The sequence below is a fragment of the Streptococcus sp. LMAG:39 genome (assembly GCF_008680485.1).
In the GTDB taxonomy this organism is placed as follows: domain Bacteria; phylum Bacillota; class Bacilli; order Lactobacillales; family Streptococcaceae; genus Streptococcus; species Streptococcus pasteurianus.
On record NZ_NALE01000001.1, the window covers coordinates 1,875,791 to 1,892,852 of the forward strand.

The 17,062-nt window shown below is 37.9% G+C and carries 19 protein-coding genes, 3 pseudogenes and 1 riboswitch; of the genes and pseudogenes, 21 read left to right on the forward strand and 1 reads right to left on the reverse strand.

The window, feature by feature from the left end:
• The first annotated feature begins 25 nt into the window (after positions 1-25).
• Together CCC20_RS09650 and CCC20_RS09655 are read left to right on the forward strand one after the other, a co-directional pair.
• Positions 26-886, forward strand: a complete 861-nt coding sequence (locus tag CCC20_RS09650; protein ID WP_003064052.1) for a methionyl aminopeptidase — start codon at positions 26-28, stop codon at positions 884-886.
• 1 nt (position 887) lies between these two features.
• On the forward strand, positions 888-1,817 hold the full coding sequence (locus tag CCC20_RS09655) for a YihY/virulence factor BrkB family protein (RefSeq protein ID WP_003064054.1): 930 nt from the start codon (positions 888-890) through the stop codon (positions 1,815-1,817).
• Between the two features lie 14 nt (positions 1,818-1,831).
• Here CCC20_RS09655 and CCC20_RS09660 read toward each other — a convergent pair whose 3' ends face one another.
• A complete protein-coding gene (locus CCC20_RS09660) occupies positions 1,832-2,257 on the reverse strand; it encodes a GtrA family protein (RefSeq protein WP_013851655.1) in 426 nt (141 codons plus the stop codon).
• A 28-nt stretch (positions 2,258-2,285) separates the two neighbouring features.
• Positions 2,286-2,398, forward strand: a riboswitch (PreQ1 riboswitch).
• Between the two features lie 3 nt (positions 2,399-2,401).
• Between CCC20_RS09660 and CCC20_RS09665 the strand changes: the two genes are divergently transcribed.
• From CCC20_RS09665 to CCC20_RS09750, 19 genes and pseudogenes are all read left to right on the forward strand, one after another.
• Positions 2,402-2,911, forward strand: coding sequence for a QueT transporter family protein (locus tag CCC20_RS09665; protein ID WP_003064061.1), 510 nt, complete (start codon positions 2,402-2,404; stop codon positions 2,909-2,911).
• Positions 2,912-3,017: 106 nt separating this feature from the next.
• A complete protein-coding gene (ligA, locus tag CCC20_RS09670; RefSeq protein ID WP_013851656.1) occupies positions 3,018-4,976 on the forward strand; it encodes an NAD-dependent DNA ligase LigA in 1,959 nt (652 codons plus the stop codon).
• 18 nt (positions 4,977-4,994) lie between these two features.
• Complete coding sequence (locus tag CCC20_RS09675; RefSeq protein ID WP_013851657.1) at positions 4,995-6,014, forward strand: diacylglycerol kinase family lipid kinase; 1,020 nt, start codon at positions 4,995-4,997, stop codon at positions 6,012-6,014.
• Between the two features lie 281 nt (positions 6,015-6,295).
• Positions 6,296-6,418 carry a hypothetical protein gene (locus CCC20_RS09680; RefSeq protein WP_003064070.1) on the forward strand — a complete coding sequence of 41 codons (123 nt, stop codon included), beginning with the start codon at positions 6,296-6,298 and terminating at the stop codon, positions 6,416-6,418.
• A gap of 22 nt (positions 6,419-6,440) precedes the next feature.
• A pseudogene (locus CCC20_RS09685) lies at positions 6,441-6,995 on the forward strand (sugar phosphate nucleotidyltransferase); the annotation flags it as partial.
• Positions 6,996-7,027: 32 nt separating this feature from the next.
• Positions 7,028-7,259 (forward strand): annotated as a pseudogene (locus CCC20_RS11435) (glucose-1-phosphate adenylyltransferase subunit GlgD); the annotation flags it as partial.
• Between the two features lie 74 nt (positions 7,260-7,333).
• Positions 7,334-7,509: pseudogene (locus tag CCC20_RS09690) on the forward strand (glycogen/starch/alpha-glucan phosphorylase); the annotation flags it as partial.
• A 180-nt stretch (positions 7,510-7,689) separates the two neighbouring features.
• Complete coding sequence (locus CCC20_RS09695; protein ID WP_003064078.1) at positions 7,690-7,893, forward strand: F0F1 ATP synthase subunit C; 204 nt, start codon at positions 7,690-7,692, stop codon at positions 7,891-7,893.
• Positions 7,894-7,931: 38 nt separating this feature from the next.
• The gene (atpB, locus tag CCC20_RS09700) at positions 7,932-8,645 is read left to right on the forward strand and encodes a F0F1 ATP synthase subunit A (protein ID WP_003064080.1); all 714 of its coding nucleotides are present in this window, start codon (positions 7,932-7,934) and stop codon (positions 8,643-8,645) included.
• 21 nt (positions 8,646-8,666) lie between these two features.
• On the forward strand, positions 8,667-9,164 hold the full coding sequence (gene atpF / locus CCC20_RS09705) for a F0F1 ATP synthase subunit B (protein ID WP_009853905.1): 498 nt from the start codon (positions 8,667-8,669) through the stop codon (positions 9,162-9,164).
• Positions 9,164-9,700 (forward strand): F0F1 ATP synthase subunit delta, encoded by a 537-nt coding sequence (locus CCC20_RS09710; protein ID WP_013851658.1) that lies wholly within the window; start codon positions 9,164-9,166, stop codon positions 9,698-9,700. The genes atpF and CCC20_RS09710 overlap by 1 nt, the downstream gene beginning before the upstream one ends.
• A gap of 15 nt (positions 9,701-9,715) precedes the next feature.
• Positions 9,716-11,221 (forward strand): F0F1 ATP synthase subunit alpha, encoded by a 1,506-nt coding sequence (gene atpA, locus CCC20_RS09715; RefSeq protein ID WP_009853907.1) that lies wholly within the window; start codon positions 9,716-9,718, stop codon positions 11,219-11,221.
• A 14-nt stretch (positions 11,222-11,235) separates the two neighbouring features.
• Complete coding sequence (locus CCC20_RS09720) at positions 11,236-12,114, forward strand: F0F1 ATP synthase subunit gamma (protein WP_003064089.1); 879 nt, start codon at positions 11,236-11,238, stop codon at positions 12,112-12,114.
• Between the two features lie 66 nt (positions 12,115-12,180).
• Positions 12,181-13,587 carry a F0F1 ATP synthase subunit beta gene (gene atpD / locus CCC20_RS09725; protein ID WP_003064092.1) on the forward strand — a complete coding sequence of 469 codons (1,407 nt, stop codon included), beginning with the start codon at positions 12,181-12,183 and terminating at the stop codon, positions 13,585-13,587.
• 12 nt (positions 13,588-13,599) lie between these two features.
• Complete coding sequence (locus CCC20_RS09730) at positions 13,600-14,016, forward strand: F0F1 ATP synthase subunit epsilon (protein ID WP_003064095.1); 417 nt, start codon at positions 13,600-13,602, stop codon at positions 14,014-14,016.
• 61 nt (positions 14,017-14,077) lie between these two features.
• Complete coding sequence (locus tag CCC20_RS09735; RefSeq protein ID WP_003064099.1) at positions 14,078-14,314, forward strand: DUF1146 family protein; 237 nt, start codon at positions 14,078-14,080, stop codon at positions 14,312-14,314.
• A 62-nt stretch (positions 14,315-14,376) separates the two neighbouring features.
• Entirely contained in the window at positions 14,377-15,651 is a 1,275-nt protein-coding gene (murA, locus tag CCC20_RS09740) for a UDP-N-acetylglucosamine 1-carboxyvinyltransferase (protein WP_041974287.1), read from the forward strand.
• Between the two features lie 2 nt (positions 15,652-15,653).
• Positions 15,654-15,842, forward strand: coding sequence for a DNA-directed RNA polymerase subunit beta (locus tag CCC20_RS09745; RefSeq protein WP_003064103.1), 189 nt, complete (start codon positions 15,654-15,656; stop codon positions 15,840-15,842).
• A gap of 114 nt (positions 15,843-15,956) precedes the next feature.
• Complete coding sequence (locus CCC20_RS09750; RefSeq protein ID WP_117567352.1) at positions 15,957-16,823, forward strand: DNA/RNA non-specific endonuclease; 867 nt, start codon at positions 15,957-15,959, stop codon at positions 16,821-16,823.
• Positions 16,824-17,062 lie beyond the last annotated feature (239 nt).

Genomic DNA, 17,062 nt, shown 5'->3' on the forward strand with positions numbered 1-17,062 from the left:
TTACTAATAGGAGTACATTATTGATATGATTACATTAAAATCGGCTCGTGAAATTGAAGCAATGGACCGCGCTGGAGATTTTCTAGCTTCAATTCACATTGGTTTACGTGAATTGATTAAACCAGGTCTTGATATGTGGGAAGTCGAAGAGTACGTGCGTCGTCGCTGTAAAGAAGCAAATGTTCTTCCACTCCAAATTGGGGTTGATGGTTCTATCATGGACTATCCTTATGCCACATGTTGCGGACTTAATGACGAAGTAGCACACGCTTTTCCTCGCCATTACATTTTAAAAGAAGGAGATTTGCTTAAGGTTGATATGGTTTTGAGTGAACCGCTGGATAAATCAGTTGTTGACGTTTCAAAATTAAACTTTGACAATGTTGCACAAGTTAAAAAATATACTGAATCATACTCTGGTGGATTGGCAGACTCATGCTGGGCATATGCTGTTGGTGAGGTGTCTGACGAAGTCAAAAATCTGATGGATGTTACCAAAGAATGCCTTTATATCGGAATTGAAAAAGCTGTTGTTGGTAACCGTATCGGTGACATTGGTGCAGCTATTCAAGAATACGCTGAAAGCCGTGGATATGGTGTTGTTCGTGATTTAGTAGGACATGGTGTTGGTCCAACAATGCATGAAGAACCAATGGTACCACACTATGGTAAAGCAGGTCGTGGTCTTCGTTTGCGTGAAGGTATGGTGTTGACTATCGAGCCAATGATTAATACAGGAACTTGGGAAATTGATACGGATATGAAAACTGGTTGGGCTCATAAGACACTTGACGGCGGTTTGTCATGCCAATACGAACATCAATTTGTTATCACTAAAGATGGACCTGTTATTTTAACAAGTCAAGGAGAAGAAAGAACTTACTAGGATGAATCGTAAGCAGCTTATAGACAAACTAGTGTCTAGATTAAAGTGGCAACCGCTACAGGTTTATTTAAAACATTACCAAAGTGCAGAGATTGATCTATCAGCGATTGCTGTCGCTTATTATTTATTGCTGACAGCATTCCCATTGATTGTGATTGCGGCAAATATTTTTCCTTATCTTAACATTGATATTTCAGTGTTATTGTCTTTCATGGAAAAAAATTTACCGACCAATCTTTACCCTTCTGTTTCGGCAATTACGACAGATATTTTTTCAAAACCTTCTGGTAGTATTTTGGGAGTTGCGACTTTAACGGCTTTCTGGACAATGTCTAAATCGCTGACCTCTCTACAAAAAGCTATTAACAAAGCTTATGGCGTTTCACAACACAGAGATTTTGTGATTGGGCGTTTGATTGGGGTTTTGGCAAGCTTGCTCATTCTTTTCCTACTGACGTTTGTGTTAATCTTTTCTACTTTTTCAAAGGCTGCTTTGCAAATTATCAGTACTCACTATGATTTGAGTGATACGGTTGCAACAGTCGTTCTGAATTTATCCCAGCCGGTAACTGTTTTGACGATTGTATTTGGGTTGATGTTATTGTATTTCATTCTACCAAATGTCAAAATCAGACGTTTTCGTTATATTTTACCAGGAACAATTTTCACTTCTTTCGTCATTGTGTTCTTGAATAATTTGTTTAGCAATTATATTTTGAGAACCTTTGAACGCATGGTTGACATTAAAACGTTTGGTTCGGTTGTGATTTTTGTTTTGATGTTATGGTTTATTTTCTTAGCGCATATTTTGATTTTGGGAGCTATTTTTAATGCAACCTATCAAGAATTGCGCCAAGGAAAAATGGAAAGCAGACGTGGTGATATTCTTTCCATCTTAACACACCGCAAACAAGATAAAGATAAAAAATAACACCTGTGGGGGTGTTATTTTTTATCTTTAAAAATTAGTAATTTACTAAACACATAGTTTAAAATGATAATAAGGACTTGTGAGAAAACAGTCTCAATCATGTTGACTAATGAAATATTATCATTGACAAATTGTCCGATAATGTGAGGGAATTTTGTGACTAAAAGGTAGGCTAAAATCAAGTCTAGGGCAAGTGTTGATAGACGCGCTACAAAAAATTTGACAAAACGGTTAAACCATCCTGTTCGAACTTGATTAAAGACGAAGTAGTCGTTTGTAAAGAAGGCAAACATGATAGCAATGACGTTAGCGATAACTGCGGAAGTCGTTGCCGATTGCGTTAGGGCAAAAATGACTAAGCGTGTTCCCATGTAAACGAGTGTGGCAAGAACACCGAAAAATAAGTATTTAAAAACTTCACTAGATAATAACTTTTTCATAGAACTACTATACCAAATTTTAACAATTTGTGCTATACTTTTAAGCGTTGTGTAAACAACCCTTGACGCTTAGTTCCCTTTCGTCAAGCATATTATAGACGTGAAGAGTTGTTGCTCTTTAACGTTAAAGGAGAAAGAATTTTTATGAAACATTTTACTATTCGTGATTTTGCGCAAGTAGCGCTTGTTGCTGCACTTTATATTGTGTTGACAGTCACACCGCCTTTAAATGCCATTTCTTATGGTGCTTATCAGTTCCGTGTTTCGGAAATGTTAGCGTTTATGGCATTTTACAATCGTAAGTATATTGTTGGGCTGACGCTTGGTTGTATGATTGCCAATTTGTACAGCTTTGGTTTAATTGATGTCTTTGTTGGTGGTAGCCAAACGTTTGTTTTTCTAACATTAGGTGTTGTTTTATTTGACCGTTATAAGGAGCAATATTTATTTAACGGCTTATTTAACAAAGCATTCTTTTACTTTTCATTATTGTTTTCGGCTTCAATGTTTACTATTGCGCTAGAATTATATTATGTTGGTGGCTCACCATTTTTGATGACTTGGTTTACATCAGCAGTAGGCGAACTTGCTTCGCTATTGATTGGTGCTATTATCATGGACAAACTTGGAAAACGTATTGATTTAACCGTATGATAGATTAAAAACTTCCTTTTTAGGGAGTTTTTTATTTAGTAAAATTCTTAAAAAATAGTTAGCTTTTTTAGAGAGCATTTTTTACCAGATATGTTAAAATAGTAATATGAAAAAACGTATTCAAGAATTGGTTGATGAGCTCAACCAGTACCGAAAAGAGTATTACACAGAGGACCAACCAACGGTCTCAGATAGCGAATATGACAAGCTTTATCGCGAGTTAGTCGAGCTTGAAAAAGCTCATCCAGAGTTGATTTTGCCAAATAGTCCAACGCAAGAAGTGGGTGGGCTTGTTTTAGATGGTTTTGAAAAATATCAGCATGAAACGCCGCTTTATAGCTTGCAAGATGCTTTTTCACGTGAGGAATTAGAGGATTTTGACCGTCGTGTGAAAGCTGAATTTCCCAATGCCTCTTACATGGCAGAGCTGAAAATTGATGGTTTGTCAATTTCACTAGTTTATGTTGATGGTGTGTTGCAAGTCGGTGCCACTCGTGGTGACGGCTCAGTTGGTGAAAATATCACTGAAAATGTCAAACGTATCAAGGACATTCCTCATAAGTTGGCACAGCCACTTAACATTACAGTTCGTGGTGAAGCTTATTTGCCAAAGACGTCATTTGATAAAATCAATGAGGAACGTCGTGATAGTGGTCAGACAGAATTTGCGAATCCGAGAAATGCGGCTGCAGGGACATTACGTCAGTTAAATACAGTAGTTGTTGCTAAGCGAAATTTGGCAACATTTCTTTATCAAGAAGTGGCATCAACTAGCATGATAACGCAAAATGATGTTTTGGAAGAATTGTCTCGCTATGGTTTTTCGGTTAATCCGCGACGTATCACGACATCTTCAATGGCAGACATCTGGAAATTTATTCAAGAAGTAGCCGCTGAGCGTGATAATTTACCATACGATATTGACGGTATTGTTATTAAGGTCAATAGTCTTGCTATGCAAGAAGAACTTGGTTTTACGGTTAAGGCGCCCCGTTGGGCAATTGCTTATAAATTTCCAGCTGAGGAAAAAGAAGCAGAAATTCTTTCGGTTGATTGGACTGTTGGACGTACTGGGGTGGTGACACCAACCGCTAATCTTAGCCCTGTTCAGTTAGCAGGAACAACGGTTAGCCGTGCGACTTTGCATAATGTGGATTACATTGCTGAAAAAGATATTCGCATTGGCGATACGGTCATCGTCTATAAGGCGGGAGATATTATTCCAGCAGTGCTACATGTTGTTGATAGCAAACGTGGTAAGCAAGTACCAATGCCGATTCCTGAAAACTGTCCGTCTTGTGGTAGTGAGCTGATTCATTATGAAGATGAAGTGGCTTTACGTTGTATCAATCCGCTTTGCCCAAGTCAAATTCAAGAACGTTTAACGCATTTTGCTAGCCGTGATGCCATGAATATCACAGGTTTAGGACCTTCTATCGTTAAGAAACTTTTCAAAGCAGAATTGGTTCATGATGTCGCAGACATTTACCAATTAACGGTGGAAGATTTGCTAAGCTTGGATGGCTTTAAGGAAAAATCTGCTGAGAAACTTTACAATGCCATTCAGGTTTCTAAGGAAAATTCAGCTGATAAATTGCTTTTTGGACTGGGAATTCGTCATGTCGGTGCCAAGGCTAGTCGTCAATTGTTGGAAGTTTTTGAAACGATTGATCAGTTGGTTGCTGCGGATGCTGACAGCATTGCTAGTATCGACGGTTTGGGAACAGTTATTGCTAACTCATTGCGTAGCTATTTTGCCAAAGAAGAAGCGACAGAGCTCTTGCATGAATTGGAAAATGCAGGTGTCAACTTTGCTTATCTTGGTAAGAAAGTTTCAAAAGATGCTCAATTAGCAGGTTTAACAGTTGTTTTGACTGGAAAATTGGAACGTTTAACGCGAAACGAAGCAAAAGAAAAACTGCAAGATTTAGGAGCAAAAGTGACCAACAGCGTGTCCAAAAAAACGGACATTGTTGTCGCAGGTACAGATGCAGGTTCAAAATTGACCAAAGCCCAAGCTTTAGGAATTGATGTCCGCGATGAAGCTTGGTTAGAAAGTTTATAAATAAGTTGAGGTATCTTTATGGCTAAGAAACAAAAACGTGCACGTTTAATCTACAATCCGACTTCAGGTCAGGAAATCATGAAGAAAAACGTGGCAGAAGTGCTAGATGTTTTAGAAGGTTTTGGTTATGAAACATCAGCTTTTCAGACAACATCAGAGCCAAATTCTGCTCGTGATGAGGCTAAACGTGCCGCGAAAGCTGGATTTGATTTAGTGATTGCTGCTGGTGGTGACGGTACAATCAACGAAGTTGTCAATGGGATTGCTCCGCTTTCTAATCGACCTCAAATGGCTATTATTCCGACAGGAACGACCAATGATTTCGCGCGTGCTCTTAAAATTCCACGTGGTAATCCAGTTGAAGCCGCTAAGATTATTGGTAAAAATCAAATTATTCAAATGGATATTGGACAAGCGCGTGAAGATACGTATTTCATCAATATTGCTGCTGCAGGCTCATTCACAGAATTAACATATAGTGTGCCAAGCCAATTAAAGACAATGTTTGGTTATTTGGCTTATTTGGCAAAAGGTGTTGAATTGCTACCAGGAATTCGTACAGTTCCTGTTCGTATTAAACACGAAAAAGGCACTTTTGAAGGCGAAGTTTCAATGATTTTCGCTGCTATTACCAATTCAGTTGGTGGTTTTGAACAAATTGCGCCAGATGCTAAGCTAGACGACGGAAAATTTACTTTGATTTTGATTAAAACAGCTAACTTGATTGAAATTTTGCGTTTGATTCGTTTGGTATTAGACGGTGGAAAACACATTGGTGACAAACGTATCGAGTATATTAAGACTGATTTCTTGGAAATCGAACCGTTATCTGATAAGAAGATGATGATTAATTTGGACGGTGAATACGGTGGTGATGCCCCAATTAAACTCCGTAATCTCAAAAATCACATCACATTTTTTGCTAATACAGATGAAATTTCAGATGATGCACTCGTTTGGAATCAAGAAGATTTAGCTTTGGAAGCTATTGCCCAAAAATTCACACAGGAAGTCGATGAGCTTAATTCAGAGGAATAGAAATTGAGTGCGAACCTCTGAAAAATACAGTTATCGTTCATTATCATAGCTAATATGGCAATTATTTTGACTATAGTTTGTGGAAATGGATTGACTTTTATAAAGGGACAGACAGTCAATTCTCAGGATTTAATAATTTTGGTTTAGTGGGAAATTTAACAATCGATAGTCCGTTCTTTTTGGAACACATTGTATGTAATTGTCAAAAATGATAATTCTTTTATCAAGACAAGAGACTTTAGAATTCAACGCAATAGTGGAGTTCCTACAAGTTATGGATTGTGGAGAGTGATGATACGCTTTATTGTTCACGTCAAATGGCAATTACCAGCCATTATTATAGTCATCGTGATAGCCGTGCTTTTGAGATGGCAATGAATTATCAGTATTTTTATCAGTACTAAAAAAACGGAGTTTCCTCTCTAGGCACTAACAGCAGCTATTGATTATATTGATTCTGTTGACCCAGAATATGTCCTTATTCTATTTGGTGACCATATTTACAAGATTGACTATGATGATATGCTTCGGACACATAAAGATAATTTAGTCAGTTTGACCGTTGCGGTTATTGAGGTAGCGCTTAAAGAAGCAAATTGTTTTGGTATTATGAACACAGACTCAAACGATCGGATTGTTGAATTTGAAGAAAAACCAGAACATTCAAAATCTACTAAAGCATTTTTGGAAAGCTAATATGGAATATATTGGTGAAGACAATATTGTACCACCAAACTTTATCACTGAATAAGCCAGCGTAAAAAATTCCCTCGTTGTTAATGGCTGCTTTGTTTCAGAAAAAGTTAATCATTTTATTCTCTCAACGAATGTTCAGGTTAAGAAAGATGCTGAAATACCTGTTTTTTAATCATAAGTGGCGTAATTATTGTTGAAGGGATTAAGATAAAATGTGTAATCGTTGGTGACAATACTGTTATCGGTGATGATATTGAAATTAATGGTATAGGTAAAGAAGTATAAATTTTTGGTTATGATGATGTAGTGGGGGCCAAATGAAGATTAATAAATGTACTGCGATTTTGGGAAATGTAGTGGGATATCATGATATGTCAACGTTAATTAAGTAGCATTTATGCGATTTTCTGTGGTCAAAATATTCGTTTTGTTTTTGCCCCTATCAGAGGTGGTCGTGAATGGGGAATTAATTCCTTGTTAAGCCACTATTTCCTAGGATTTTACAATAATAGTAATGATAGTAAATTTGTAGACAAAGATTACTATGAATAAGTTTTGACTTACCAGAAACGCTCTAGCAGTGACCAAACAGTTTACATGAACTGTGAAGAAATCTCTGTTCTGAAAAATTCAATAATAAAACTAATGGTATTTCTCAATGCCGTTGGACACAAATCACAGACCAATCACTTTCTAAAACCATTGATAAATGGATTGGCAGAGTGATATCCATGAACTGCGTAAGCTTAATGGTCTTGTCAACAATCCAGAGGTTTTAAATGATTTTCATCACACTAGAATAGGAAGAAAAACCTAATAAAGAAGCGATTTTGCTCGTTTCTTTATTTTTATTTTAAAAAACTAAACAAAGGTTAAGAATGAAATAGAAAAACGTTTCCAAAATTTGCGATTTCATTGACAATTTCCTAAAATAGGACTAAAATAACGAGGTAAAAAATTTTAAAAGGAGATTCAAATCATGTTGAATTTAAAAATCTTAGCACTTGGTATCGCCGTACTAGGGGTTAGTCTTGGTGAAGGTATCCTCGTTGCCAACATCGCTAAATCTGCTGCACGTCAACCAGAAATGTACAGCAAATTGCAAACCCTTATGATCATGGGGGTAGCCTTTATTGAAGGTACTTTCTTCGTTCTTCTTGCATCAACATTCTTCGTTGGTTAAACCTAACAAAGAATCTATAAAAAGAAGGAGGGGTAGAGTTGGAAACATCTGTAAATCCAACAGCGCAATTCTTTGGTATTGAGTTCGACTTGACCATTCTCGCGATGTCTCTCTTGACGGTGCTAGTAGCCTTTGTTCTTATTTTTTGGTTCAGCCGCAATATGCAACTAAAACCAAAAGGAAAACAAAATGTTTTAGAGTGGGTATATGAGTTCGTTCAAGGAATCATTAGACCTAATCTTGGACGTTATACTAGCAATTACGGTCTCCTCTTCTTTGGATTGTTCTTTTTCTTATTGATTGCCAATAACATAGGTTTACTTACAAAACTTGAAGTCGGTGACTATAACCTTTGGTCATCTCCAACTTCAAACGCTGCCTACAACTTTGGATTAGCATTGCTGATTGCTGTTGTTGTCCATGTTGAAGGTATTCGTAAGAATGGTATCAAAGAATACCTAAAAGAATATTTATCTCCAACACCAGTAATGTTGCCGATGAACATTCTCGAAGAATTTACCAATGTTATCTCATTAACATTACGTTTGTATGGTAATATTTTTGCGGGTGAAATTGTGTTGAGCTTGCTTGTGCAATTTGCACACTACAATATCGTAGCTGTACCATTTGCATTTATTTTAAATATGCTTTGGACAGGGTTCTCAATTTTCATCTCAGCAATCCAAGCTTACGTATTTGTAATGTTGTCATCAACTTATGTTGGTAAAAAAGTAAATCACGAAGAAGAATAATAAGAAAGGAGAAAGTATATTATGTCAACTCTTATCAATAGTACAAGTCTTGGTAACATTATTATCGTAACTGGCTCTTTTCTTCTCTTGCTTGTTCTCATTAAAATTTTTGCTTGGGAACAATTAACAGGAGTTTTCAAAGCTCGTGAAGAAAAAATCTCTAACGATATTGATGGCGCAGAAGCTGCTCGTGAAAAAGCAGAAGCATTAGCTGCTAAACGCCAAGAAGAGTTAGCTGGCGCTCGTACAGAGGCAACACAAATTATTGATGATGCCAAAGAAACAGGTAAAAATCAAGAGGCTAAAATCGTTGCAGAAGCACGTGAAGAAGCAAGCCGCTTGAAAGCTAAAGCTAATCAAGATATTGAACAAAGTAAAGCAGAAGCTCTTTCAAGTGTTAAGAGTGATGTTGCTGATTTGACTGTTCTTTTAGCAGAAAAAATCATGACAACCAACCTTGACAAAGAAGCTCAAAGCAATCTCATTGATAGCTATCTTGACAAGCTAGGAGATGCCTAATGGATAAAAAGACACAAGCTCTTGTTGAGCAATATGCGAAAAGTCTCGTAGAAATTGCTATTGAAAAAGACAGTTTAGCTGAACTCCAATCAGAAACAGAAGCCTTGTTGTCTGTTTTTGAAGAGACAAACTTAGCTAACTTTTTGTCAAGTTTAGTTGTTTCACGTGATGAAAAAGTAAAACTTGTTAGGTTACTTCAAGAGTCTAGTTCAGTATATATGAACAATTTTCTTGAGGTAATTTTACAAAACGAACGAGAAGTGTTCCTAAAAGACATTTTAGAAGGTGTTCAAAAAGATTTTGTTATTGCAACTAATCAACATGACATTGTTGTGACAACTGCAGTAACTTTAACAGATGAACAAAAAGAACGTATTTTAGCTTTGGTTGCTGAAAAATTCGGTGTTAAAGCTGGAAAACTCGTTGAAAACATTGACGAATCAATCCTCGGTGGATTTATCATTAATGTTAACAATAAAGTAATCGACACAAGCATTCGTCGTCAATTACAAACATTTAAAATGAATTTGAAATAGAAAGTGGTGTGACTTTTGGCAATTAATGCACAAGAAATTAGCGCTTTAATTAAAAAGCAAATTGAAAACTTCCAGCCAAATTTTGACGTCACAGAAACTGGTGTAGTCACTTATATCGGTGATGGTATTGCCCGTGCTCGTGGACTTGATAATGCCATGAGTGGAGAACTTCTCGAATTTTCAAATGGTGCCTTCGGTATGGCTCAAAACCTTGAGTCTAATGACGTTGGTATCATTATTCTTGGAGATTTTTCTACAATTCGTGAAGGTGATGAAGTTAAACGTACTGGTAAAATCATGGAAGTGCCAGTAGGTGAAGCTCTTATTGGTCGTGTCGTAAACCCACTTGGTCAACCAGTGGATGGTCTTGGAGATATCAAGACAACTGCAACTCGTCCAGTTGAAACACCTGCACCAGGCGTTATGCAACGTAAATCAGTTTCTGAACCACTCCAAACTGGTCTTAAAGCGATTGATGCTTTGGTCCCAATTGGACGTGGTCAACGTGAATTAATCATCGGTGACCGTCAAACAGGTAAAACATCTGTTGCGATTGATGCAATTTTGAACCAAAAAGGACAAGATATGATTTGTATCTATGTTGCTATTGGTCAAAAAGAATCAACTGTTCGTACACAAGTTGAAACACTTCGTAAGTACGGTGCTCTTGATTATACAATCGTTGTGACAGCCTCAGCTTCACAACCTTCTCCATTACTTTACATCGCTCCTTATGCTGGTGTGGCAATGGCAGAAGAATTTATGTATAACGGAAAACACGTTTTGATTGTTTATGATGATTTATCAAAACAAGCGGTAGCTTATCGTGAACTCTCACTTCTTCTTCGTCGTCCACCAGGACGTGAAGCTTACCCAGGTGATGTTTTCTATCTTCACAGCCGCTTACTTGAACGTTCAGCTAAAGTTTCTGATGCACTTGGTGGTGGTTCTATCACAGCCCTTCCATTTATTGAAACACAAGCTGGTGATATTTCAGCTTACATCGCAACAAACGTGATTTCTATCACTGACGGACAAATCTTCTTGCAAGAAAATCTTTTCAACTCAGGTATTCGTCCTGCGATTGATGCTGGTTCTTCAGTGTCACGTGTTGGTGGTTCAGCACAAATCAAAGCAATGAAGAAAGTTGCTGGTACCCTTCGTCTTGACTTGGCTTCTTACCGTGAACTTGAAGCCTTTACACAATTCGGTTCTGATTTGGATGCAGCAACACAAGCTAAACTTAATCGTGGACGTCGTACAGTTGAAGTGCTTAAACAACCTGTTCACAAACCACTTCCTGTTGAAAAACAAGTTGTGATTCTTTATGCACTTACTCATGGTTTCTTGGATGATGTGCCAGTTAATGACATTTTAGCATTTGAAGAAGCTTTGTATGATTACTTTGATGCACATTACGAATCAATCTTTGAAACTATCCGTACAACCAAAGATTTACCAGAAGAATCTGTCTTAGATGCAGCTATTAAAGCCTTTAAAGATCAGTCAGAATTCAAATAAGAGGGAGGTAGCATATGGCAGGCTCTCTTAGTGAAATCAAAGGGAAAATTATTTCAACTCAGAAAACAAGTCATATCACTGGTGCCATGCAAATGGTATCAGCTGCAAAATTGACTAAATCTGAGCAAGCAGCACAAGATTTCCAAATCTATGCTTCAAAAATTCGCCAAATTACTACGGATTTATTGAAATCAGAACTTATTAACGGTTCAAAAAATCCAATGTTAGCCGCACGTCCAGTTAAAAAAACAGGTTACATTGTGATTACATCTGATAAAGGACTTGTTGGTGGGTATAATTCTAAAATCTTGAAAGCTATGATGGATCTTATTCAAGAATATCATGCTGAAGATGATAATTATGCTATTATTGCCATCGGTGGTATCGGAGCAGATTTCTTTAAAGCACGCGGTATGAATGTTGTATTTGAATTGCGTGGTTTGGAAGATCAGCCATCATTTGAACAAGTCGGCAATATCATTTCAAAATCTGTTGAAATGTATAAAAACGAATTGTTTGATGAATTATATGTATGTTACAATCACCATGTGAACAGCTTGACAAGTCAAGTTCGTGTCCAACAAATGCTTCCAATTGCAGAATTAGATGCTGATGAAGCGGCAGAAGAAGGGACAACTGGTTTTGAGTTAGAACCAAGTCGTGAATTGATTTTGGAACAACTCTTACCACAATATACTGAAAGTCTCATTTATGGTGCCATTGTTGATGCGAAAACCGCTGAACATGCAGCTGGTATGACAGCTATGCAGACAGCGACTGATAATGCTAAAAACATTATCGCTGACTTAACAACACAATATAACCGTGCTCGTCAAGCAACCATCACAAATGAAATTATTGAAATTGTAGCAGGTGCTAACGCACTAGAATAAAAGTGAGTATTTCGTTTACTCACTAAAACAGGATTGAATTCCTAAAAAATCTAAAAGGAGAAAAACATGAGCTCAGGCAAAATTGCTCAGGTTGTTGGTCCAGTTGTTGACGTTGCGTTTGCAGCTGGGGAAAAATTACCTGAGATTAATAATGCATTGATTGTTTATAAAGATAGCGATAAATCTCAAAAGATCGTTCTTGAAGTTGCTCTTGAACTTGGTGACGGTCTTGTACGTACTATTGCTATGGAATCAACTGATGGGCTTACACGTGGATTAGAAGTTTTTGATACTGGTCGTGCGATTAGTGTACCAGTTGGTAAAGAAACTTTGGGGCGTGTGTTCAACGTTCTTGGGGAGACTATTGACCTTGATGAACCATTTGCTGAAGACGCACCACGTGAACCAATCCACAAAAAAGCACCAGCTTTTGATGAATTATCAACATCATCAGAAATCCTTGAAACAGGTATCAAAGTTATTGACCTTCTTGCACCGTACTTAAAAGGTGGTAAAGTCGGACTTTTCGGTGGTGCCGGTGTTGGTAAAACCGTTCTTATCCAAGAATTGATTCACAACATTGCCCAAGAACACGGTGGTATTTCAGTGTTTACTGGTGTTGGGGAACGTACACGTGAAGGTAATGACCTTTACTGGGAAATGAAAGAATCTGGCGTTATCGAAAAAACAGCCATGGTCTTTGGCCAAATGAATGAACCACCTGGAGCACGTATGCGTGTTGCCCTTACTGGTTTGACTATTGCTGAGTATTTCCGTGATGTTGAAGGACAAGACGTGCTTCTCTTCATTGATAACATCTTTCGTTTCACTCAAGCGGGTTCTGAAGTATCAGCCCTTCTTGGTCGTATGCCGTCAGCCGTTGGTTACCAACCTACATTGGCAACTGAAATGGGGCAATTGCAAGAACGTATCACATCAACTAAAAAAGGTTCTGTTACATCAATCCAAGCCATCTATGTGCCAGCCGATGACTACACTGACCCAGCGCCAGCAACAGCATTCGCTCACTTGGATTCAACAACTAACCTTGAACGTAAGTTGACTCAAATGGGTATCTACCCAGCTGTTGATCCTCTTGCTTCAAGCTCACGTGCCCTTGCACCAGAAATTGTTGGTCAAGAACACTATGAAGTGGCAACAGAAGTACAACGCGTCCTTCAACGTTACCGTGAATTGCAAGATATCATTGCAATCCTTGGTATGGATGAATTGTCTGACGAAGAAAAAACATTGGTTGGACGTGCCCGTCGTATCCAATTCTTCTTGTCACAAAACTTCAACGTTGCCGAACAATTTACAGGTATGCCTGGTTCATACGTACCAGTTGCTGAAACTGTTCGTGGCTTTAAAGAAATCTTGGAAGGAAAATACGATGATTTTCCAGAAGATGCTTTCCGTAACGTAGGTCCAATCGAGGATGTAGTTGAAAAAGCTAAGAAAATGAATTACTAATGAGGTGATACCATGACATATATGACTGTTCAGGTAGTAACACCAGATGGTATCCGCTATGATCACCATGCTAATTTTATTTCAGTAAAAACACCGGATGGTGAAATGGGGATTTTGCCAGAACACATTAACCTCATTGCTCCGCTTACTGTCCACGAAATGAAGATTCGTCGTATTGATTATGAGAATCACGTGGATTGGGTGGCTATCAACGGTGGTATTATTGAAGTGAAAGACAATCTTGTGACAATTGTTGCAGACTCTGCAGAACGTGAACGTGATATTGATGTTAGCCGTGCAGAACGTGCTAAGATTCGCGCAGAACGCAAATTGGAACAAGCTCAAAGTACTCACGATATTGACGAAGTACGCCGTGCACAAGTTGCGCTTCGTCGTGCTTTGAACCGTATCAGTGTTGGTAATAAATAATAAAAAGTCAGCTTTGCTGGCTTTTTTTGTTATGAGAAGCAAATTTTGCTATAATAAGACTATGGAAATTTTAAATAGTACTGTGACCATTTTGTGTCATTTGATATTCATTGCGATGACGCATCAATTGCTTCGTCAATTGTTTGATTGGTCTAAAATCATTAAAAATTCAGCGGAAAACGTTGGACAACTAAAAGTATTTATCTTGTTTTTTAGCATTGCTATTGGTTATCTCGTCAGTCATTTTTTCCTAGAAATCATTACAATGAGTCAAACTCTTTTCTTGAGTTTTCAATAAAAGCAATAATTTGTAAACTATGATATAATTTTAGGTATTATAATATAAGAATGGAGTTCGTTTTGGATAAAATTATTATTGAAGGTGGTAATACACGTTTGCAAGGAGAAGTAGTGATTGAAGGGGCTAAAAATGCTGTTCTTCCACTCTTGGCTGCAACAATTTTACCTGAGGAAGGAAAGACAATTTTAACCAATGTTCCAATCCTTTCAGATGTTTTTACGATGAATAATGTTGTCCGTGGGTTAAATATTCAAGTTGATTTTGATGAAGCTAACAATAAAATCGAAGTGGATGCTTCTGGTGATATTTTGGATATTGCTCCTTACGAGTATGTTAGTAAGATGCGTGCTTCAATCGTTGTTTTAGGACCAATTTTAGCACGTAATGGACACGCTAAGGTTTCAATGCCTGGTGGTTGCACGATTGGTAGCCGCCCAATTGACCTTCACCTTAAAGGTTTGGAAGCAATGGGAGCTAAGATTACGCAATCTGGTGGTGATATTACGGCGACTGTTGATGGTAAACTTAAAGGAACAACTATCTATATGGATTTTCCGTCTGTTGGAGCTACACAAAACTTGATGATGGCTGCAACTTTAGCAGATGGTGTTACCACTATTGAAAATGTGGCACGTGAGCCAGAGATTGTTGATTTAGCAATGCTTCTTAATAAAATGGGAGCAAACGTTAGAGGTGCAGGTACAGAAACATTAACTATTACTGGCGTTGATAATCTTCATGGTACAGACCACGATGTTGTTCAAGATCGCATTGAAGCGGGCACTTTTATGGTGGCAACAGCAATGACATCAGGAAATGTTCTTATCAAGGATGCTATTTGGGAGCACAACCGTCCATTGATTTCAAAGTTGATTGAGATGGGGGTTACTGTTATTGATGAAGAGGACGGTATTCGTGTGATTGCTGATACATCAAAATTGAAACCTGTAACAGTTAAGACACTTCCCCACCCAGGTTTTCCAACAGATATGCAGGCACAGTTCACAGCATTAATGTCAGTTGTAGATGGTGAATCAACGATGATTGAAACAGTCTTTGAGAACCGCTTCCAACATTTAGAAGAAATGCGTCGTATGGGCTTGCAATCAGAAATTCTACGAGATACAGCCATGATTCATGGAGGTAAAGAACTTCAAGGGGCACCAGTAATGTCAACTGATCTTCGTGCAAGTGCTGCTCTGATTTTGACAGGAATGGTTGCTAGAGGAACAACAACTGTTGGGAAGTTGGTTCACCTTGATCGTGGGTATTATAAATTCCATGAAAAATTGGCTGAGCTAGGTGCAAATATTAAACGCGTAAGTGAGGCTTAAAAATGACAAGTGGCTGGAAATACGTTGCAAAACAATTTGTTCTTATTCTGGTAATAGCTCTTTTGTCTTGTTTATTTTTGGCAATTGGTTTGATGATTGGTTATAGTGTCATTGGTGAAGGTAAAAATCCGTTTGCGATTTTATCTTTGGATAAATGGCAATCGATTATTGGAAAATTTACTGGAAATTAATAAGGTTTATTTTAGTGATTGTCTTAGGAACAATTATTATTTAGAAGTGGGATAATCGGCTTTATGATTTGAAATAAAGTAACGGTTTTTCCGCTTTTTTGATGAAAGGAAATTATGGCAAAGAAATCAAAATTGTCTAAACAGATAAAATCCCTGCTGTCTTTGGTGATTTTGTTAGTTGGGATTGGTACTGGTTGGGTGACGATATCAGATTCGAACGACCCGCTCAATCAAGTCGTTTCGTTAATTACTGGTGACTCCTCTTCTGAAATAACGTCAAATCAATCGAGTTCTGATTCAGCAACGCCAACACAAGCTTTGGCAGAGACGGTATTAACAGATAGTGTCAAAGAGCAGTTAGGAACAAATATAGAATGGAATGGTGCGGGAGCCTATATTATCAATAATAATCAAACCTCCCTAAATGCAAAAGTTTCAAGTCAACCTTACGCCAACAACAAAACGAAAACGGTGCAAGGTCAGACCGTTCCAACGGTTGCTAATGCTTTGCTAAGTAAGTCAACTCGTCAATACAAAAGTCGTGAGGAGACTGGAAATGGCTCAACGTCTTGGAAGCCAGCTGGTTGGCATCAAGTTCAAGACCTTTCAGGGACTTATAGCCATGCGGTAGATCGTGGTCATTTGCTTGGCTATGCTTTGGTTGGTGGTCTAAAAGGCTTTGATGCGTCAACAAGCAATCCTGACAATGTGGCAACACAGACTGCCTGGGCAAACGAGGCAAATTCGGAAAGTTCAACTGGTCAAAATTACTATGAATCCCTTGTCCGCAAAGCTCTTGACCAAAATAAACGAGTTCGTTACCGTGTTACCTTGATTTACGATGGAGACAATCTTTTAGCAAGTGGCACGCATTTGGAAGCCAAATCATCCGATGGTAGTCTAGAATTTAACGTCTTTATTCCAAATGTGCAAAGCGGACTAACATTTGATTATTATTCAGGTCAAGTTAGTGTGAATTGATTTATTCAATCTTGTCAAATGGCTAAAAATTTGCTAGAATGGGTTATAAATTGAATAGTGTCTTATGAGATTAGTAACCTTATGGCAGTTTTACAGGGAATGGAAGCCGTGACTGGAAGCTTCCTAGATGAAAGTTTGGCGAATTCACTCATGTTAAAGACGATAAATTAAGGTCTGCTAGTCAGATAAAAAACGGATGGTACCGCGTGTCAACGCTCCGCTATTGGAGTGTGGCACGT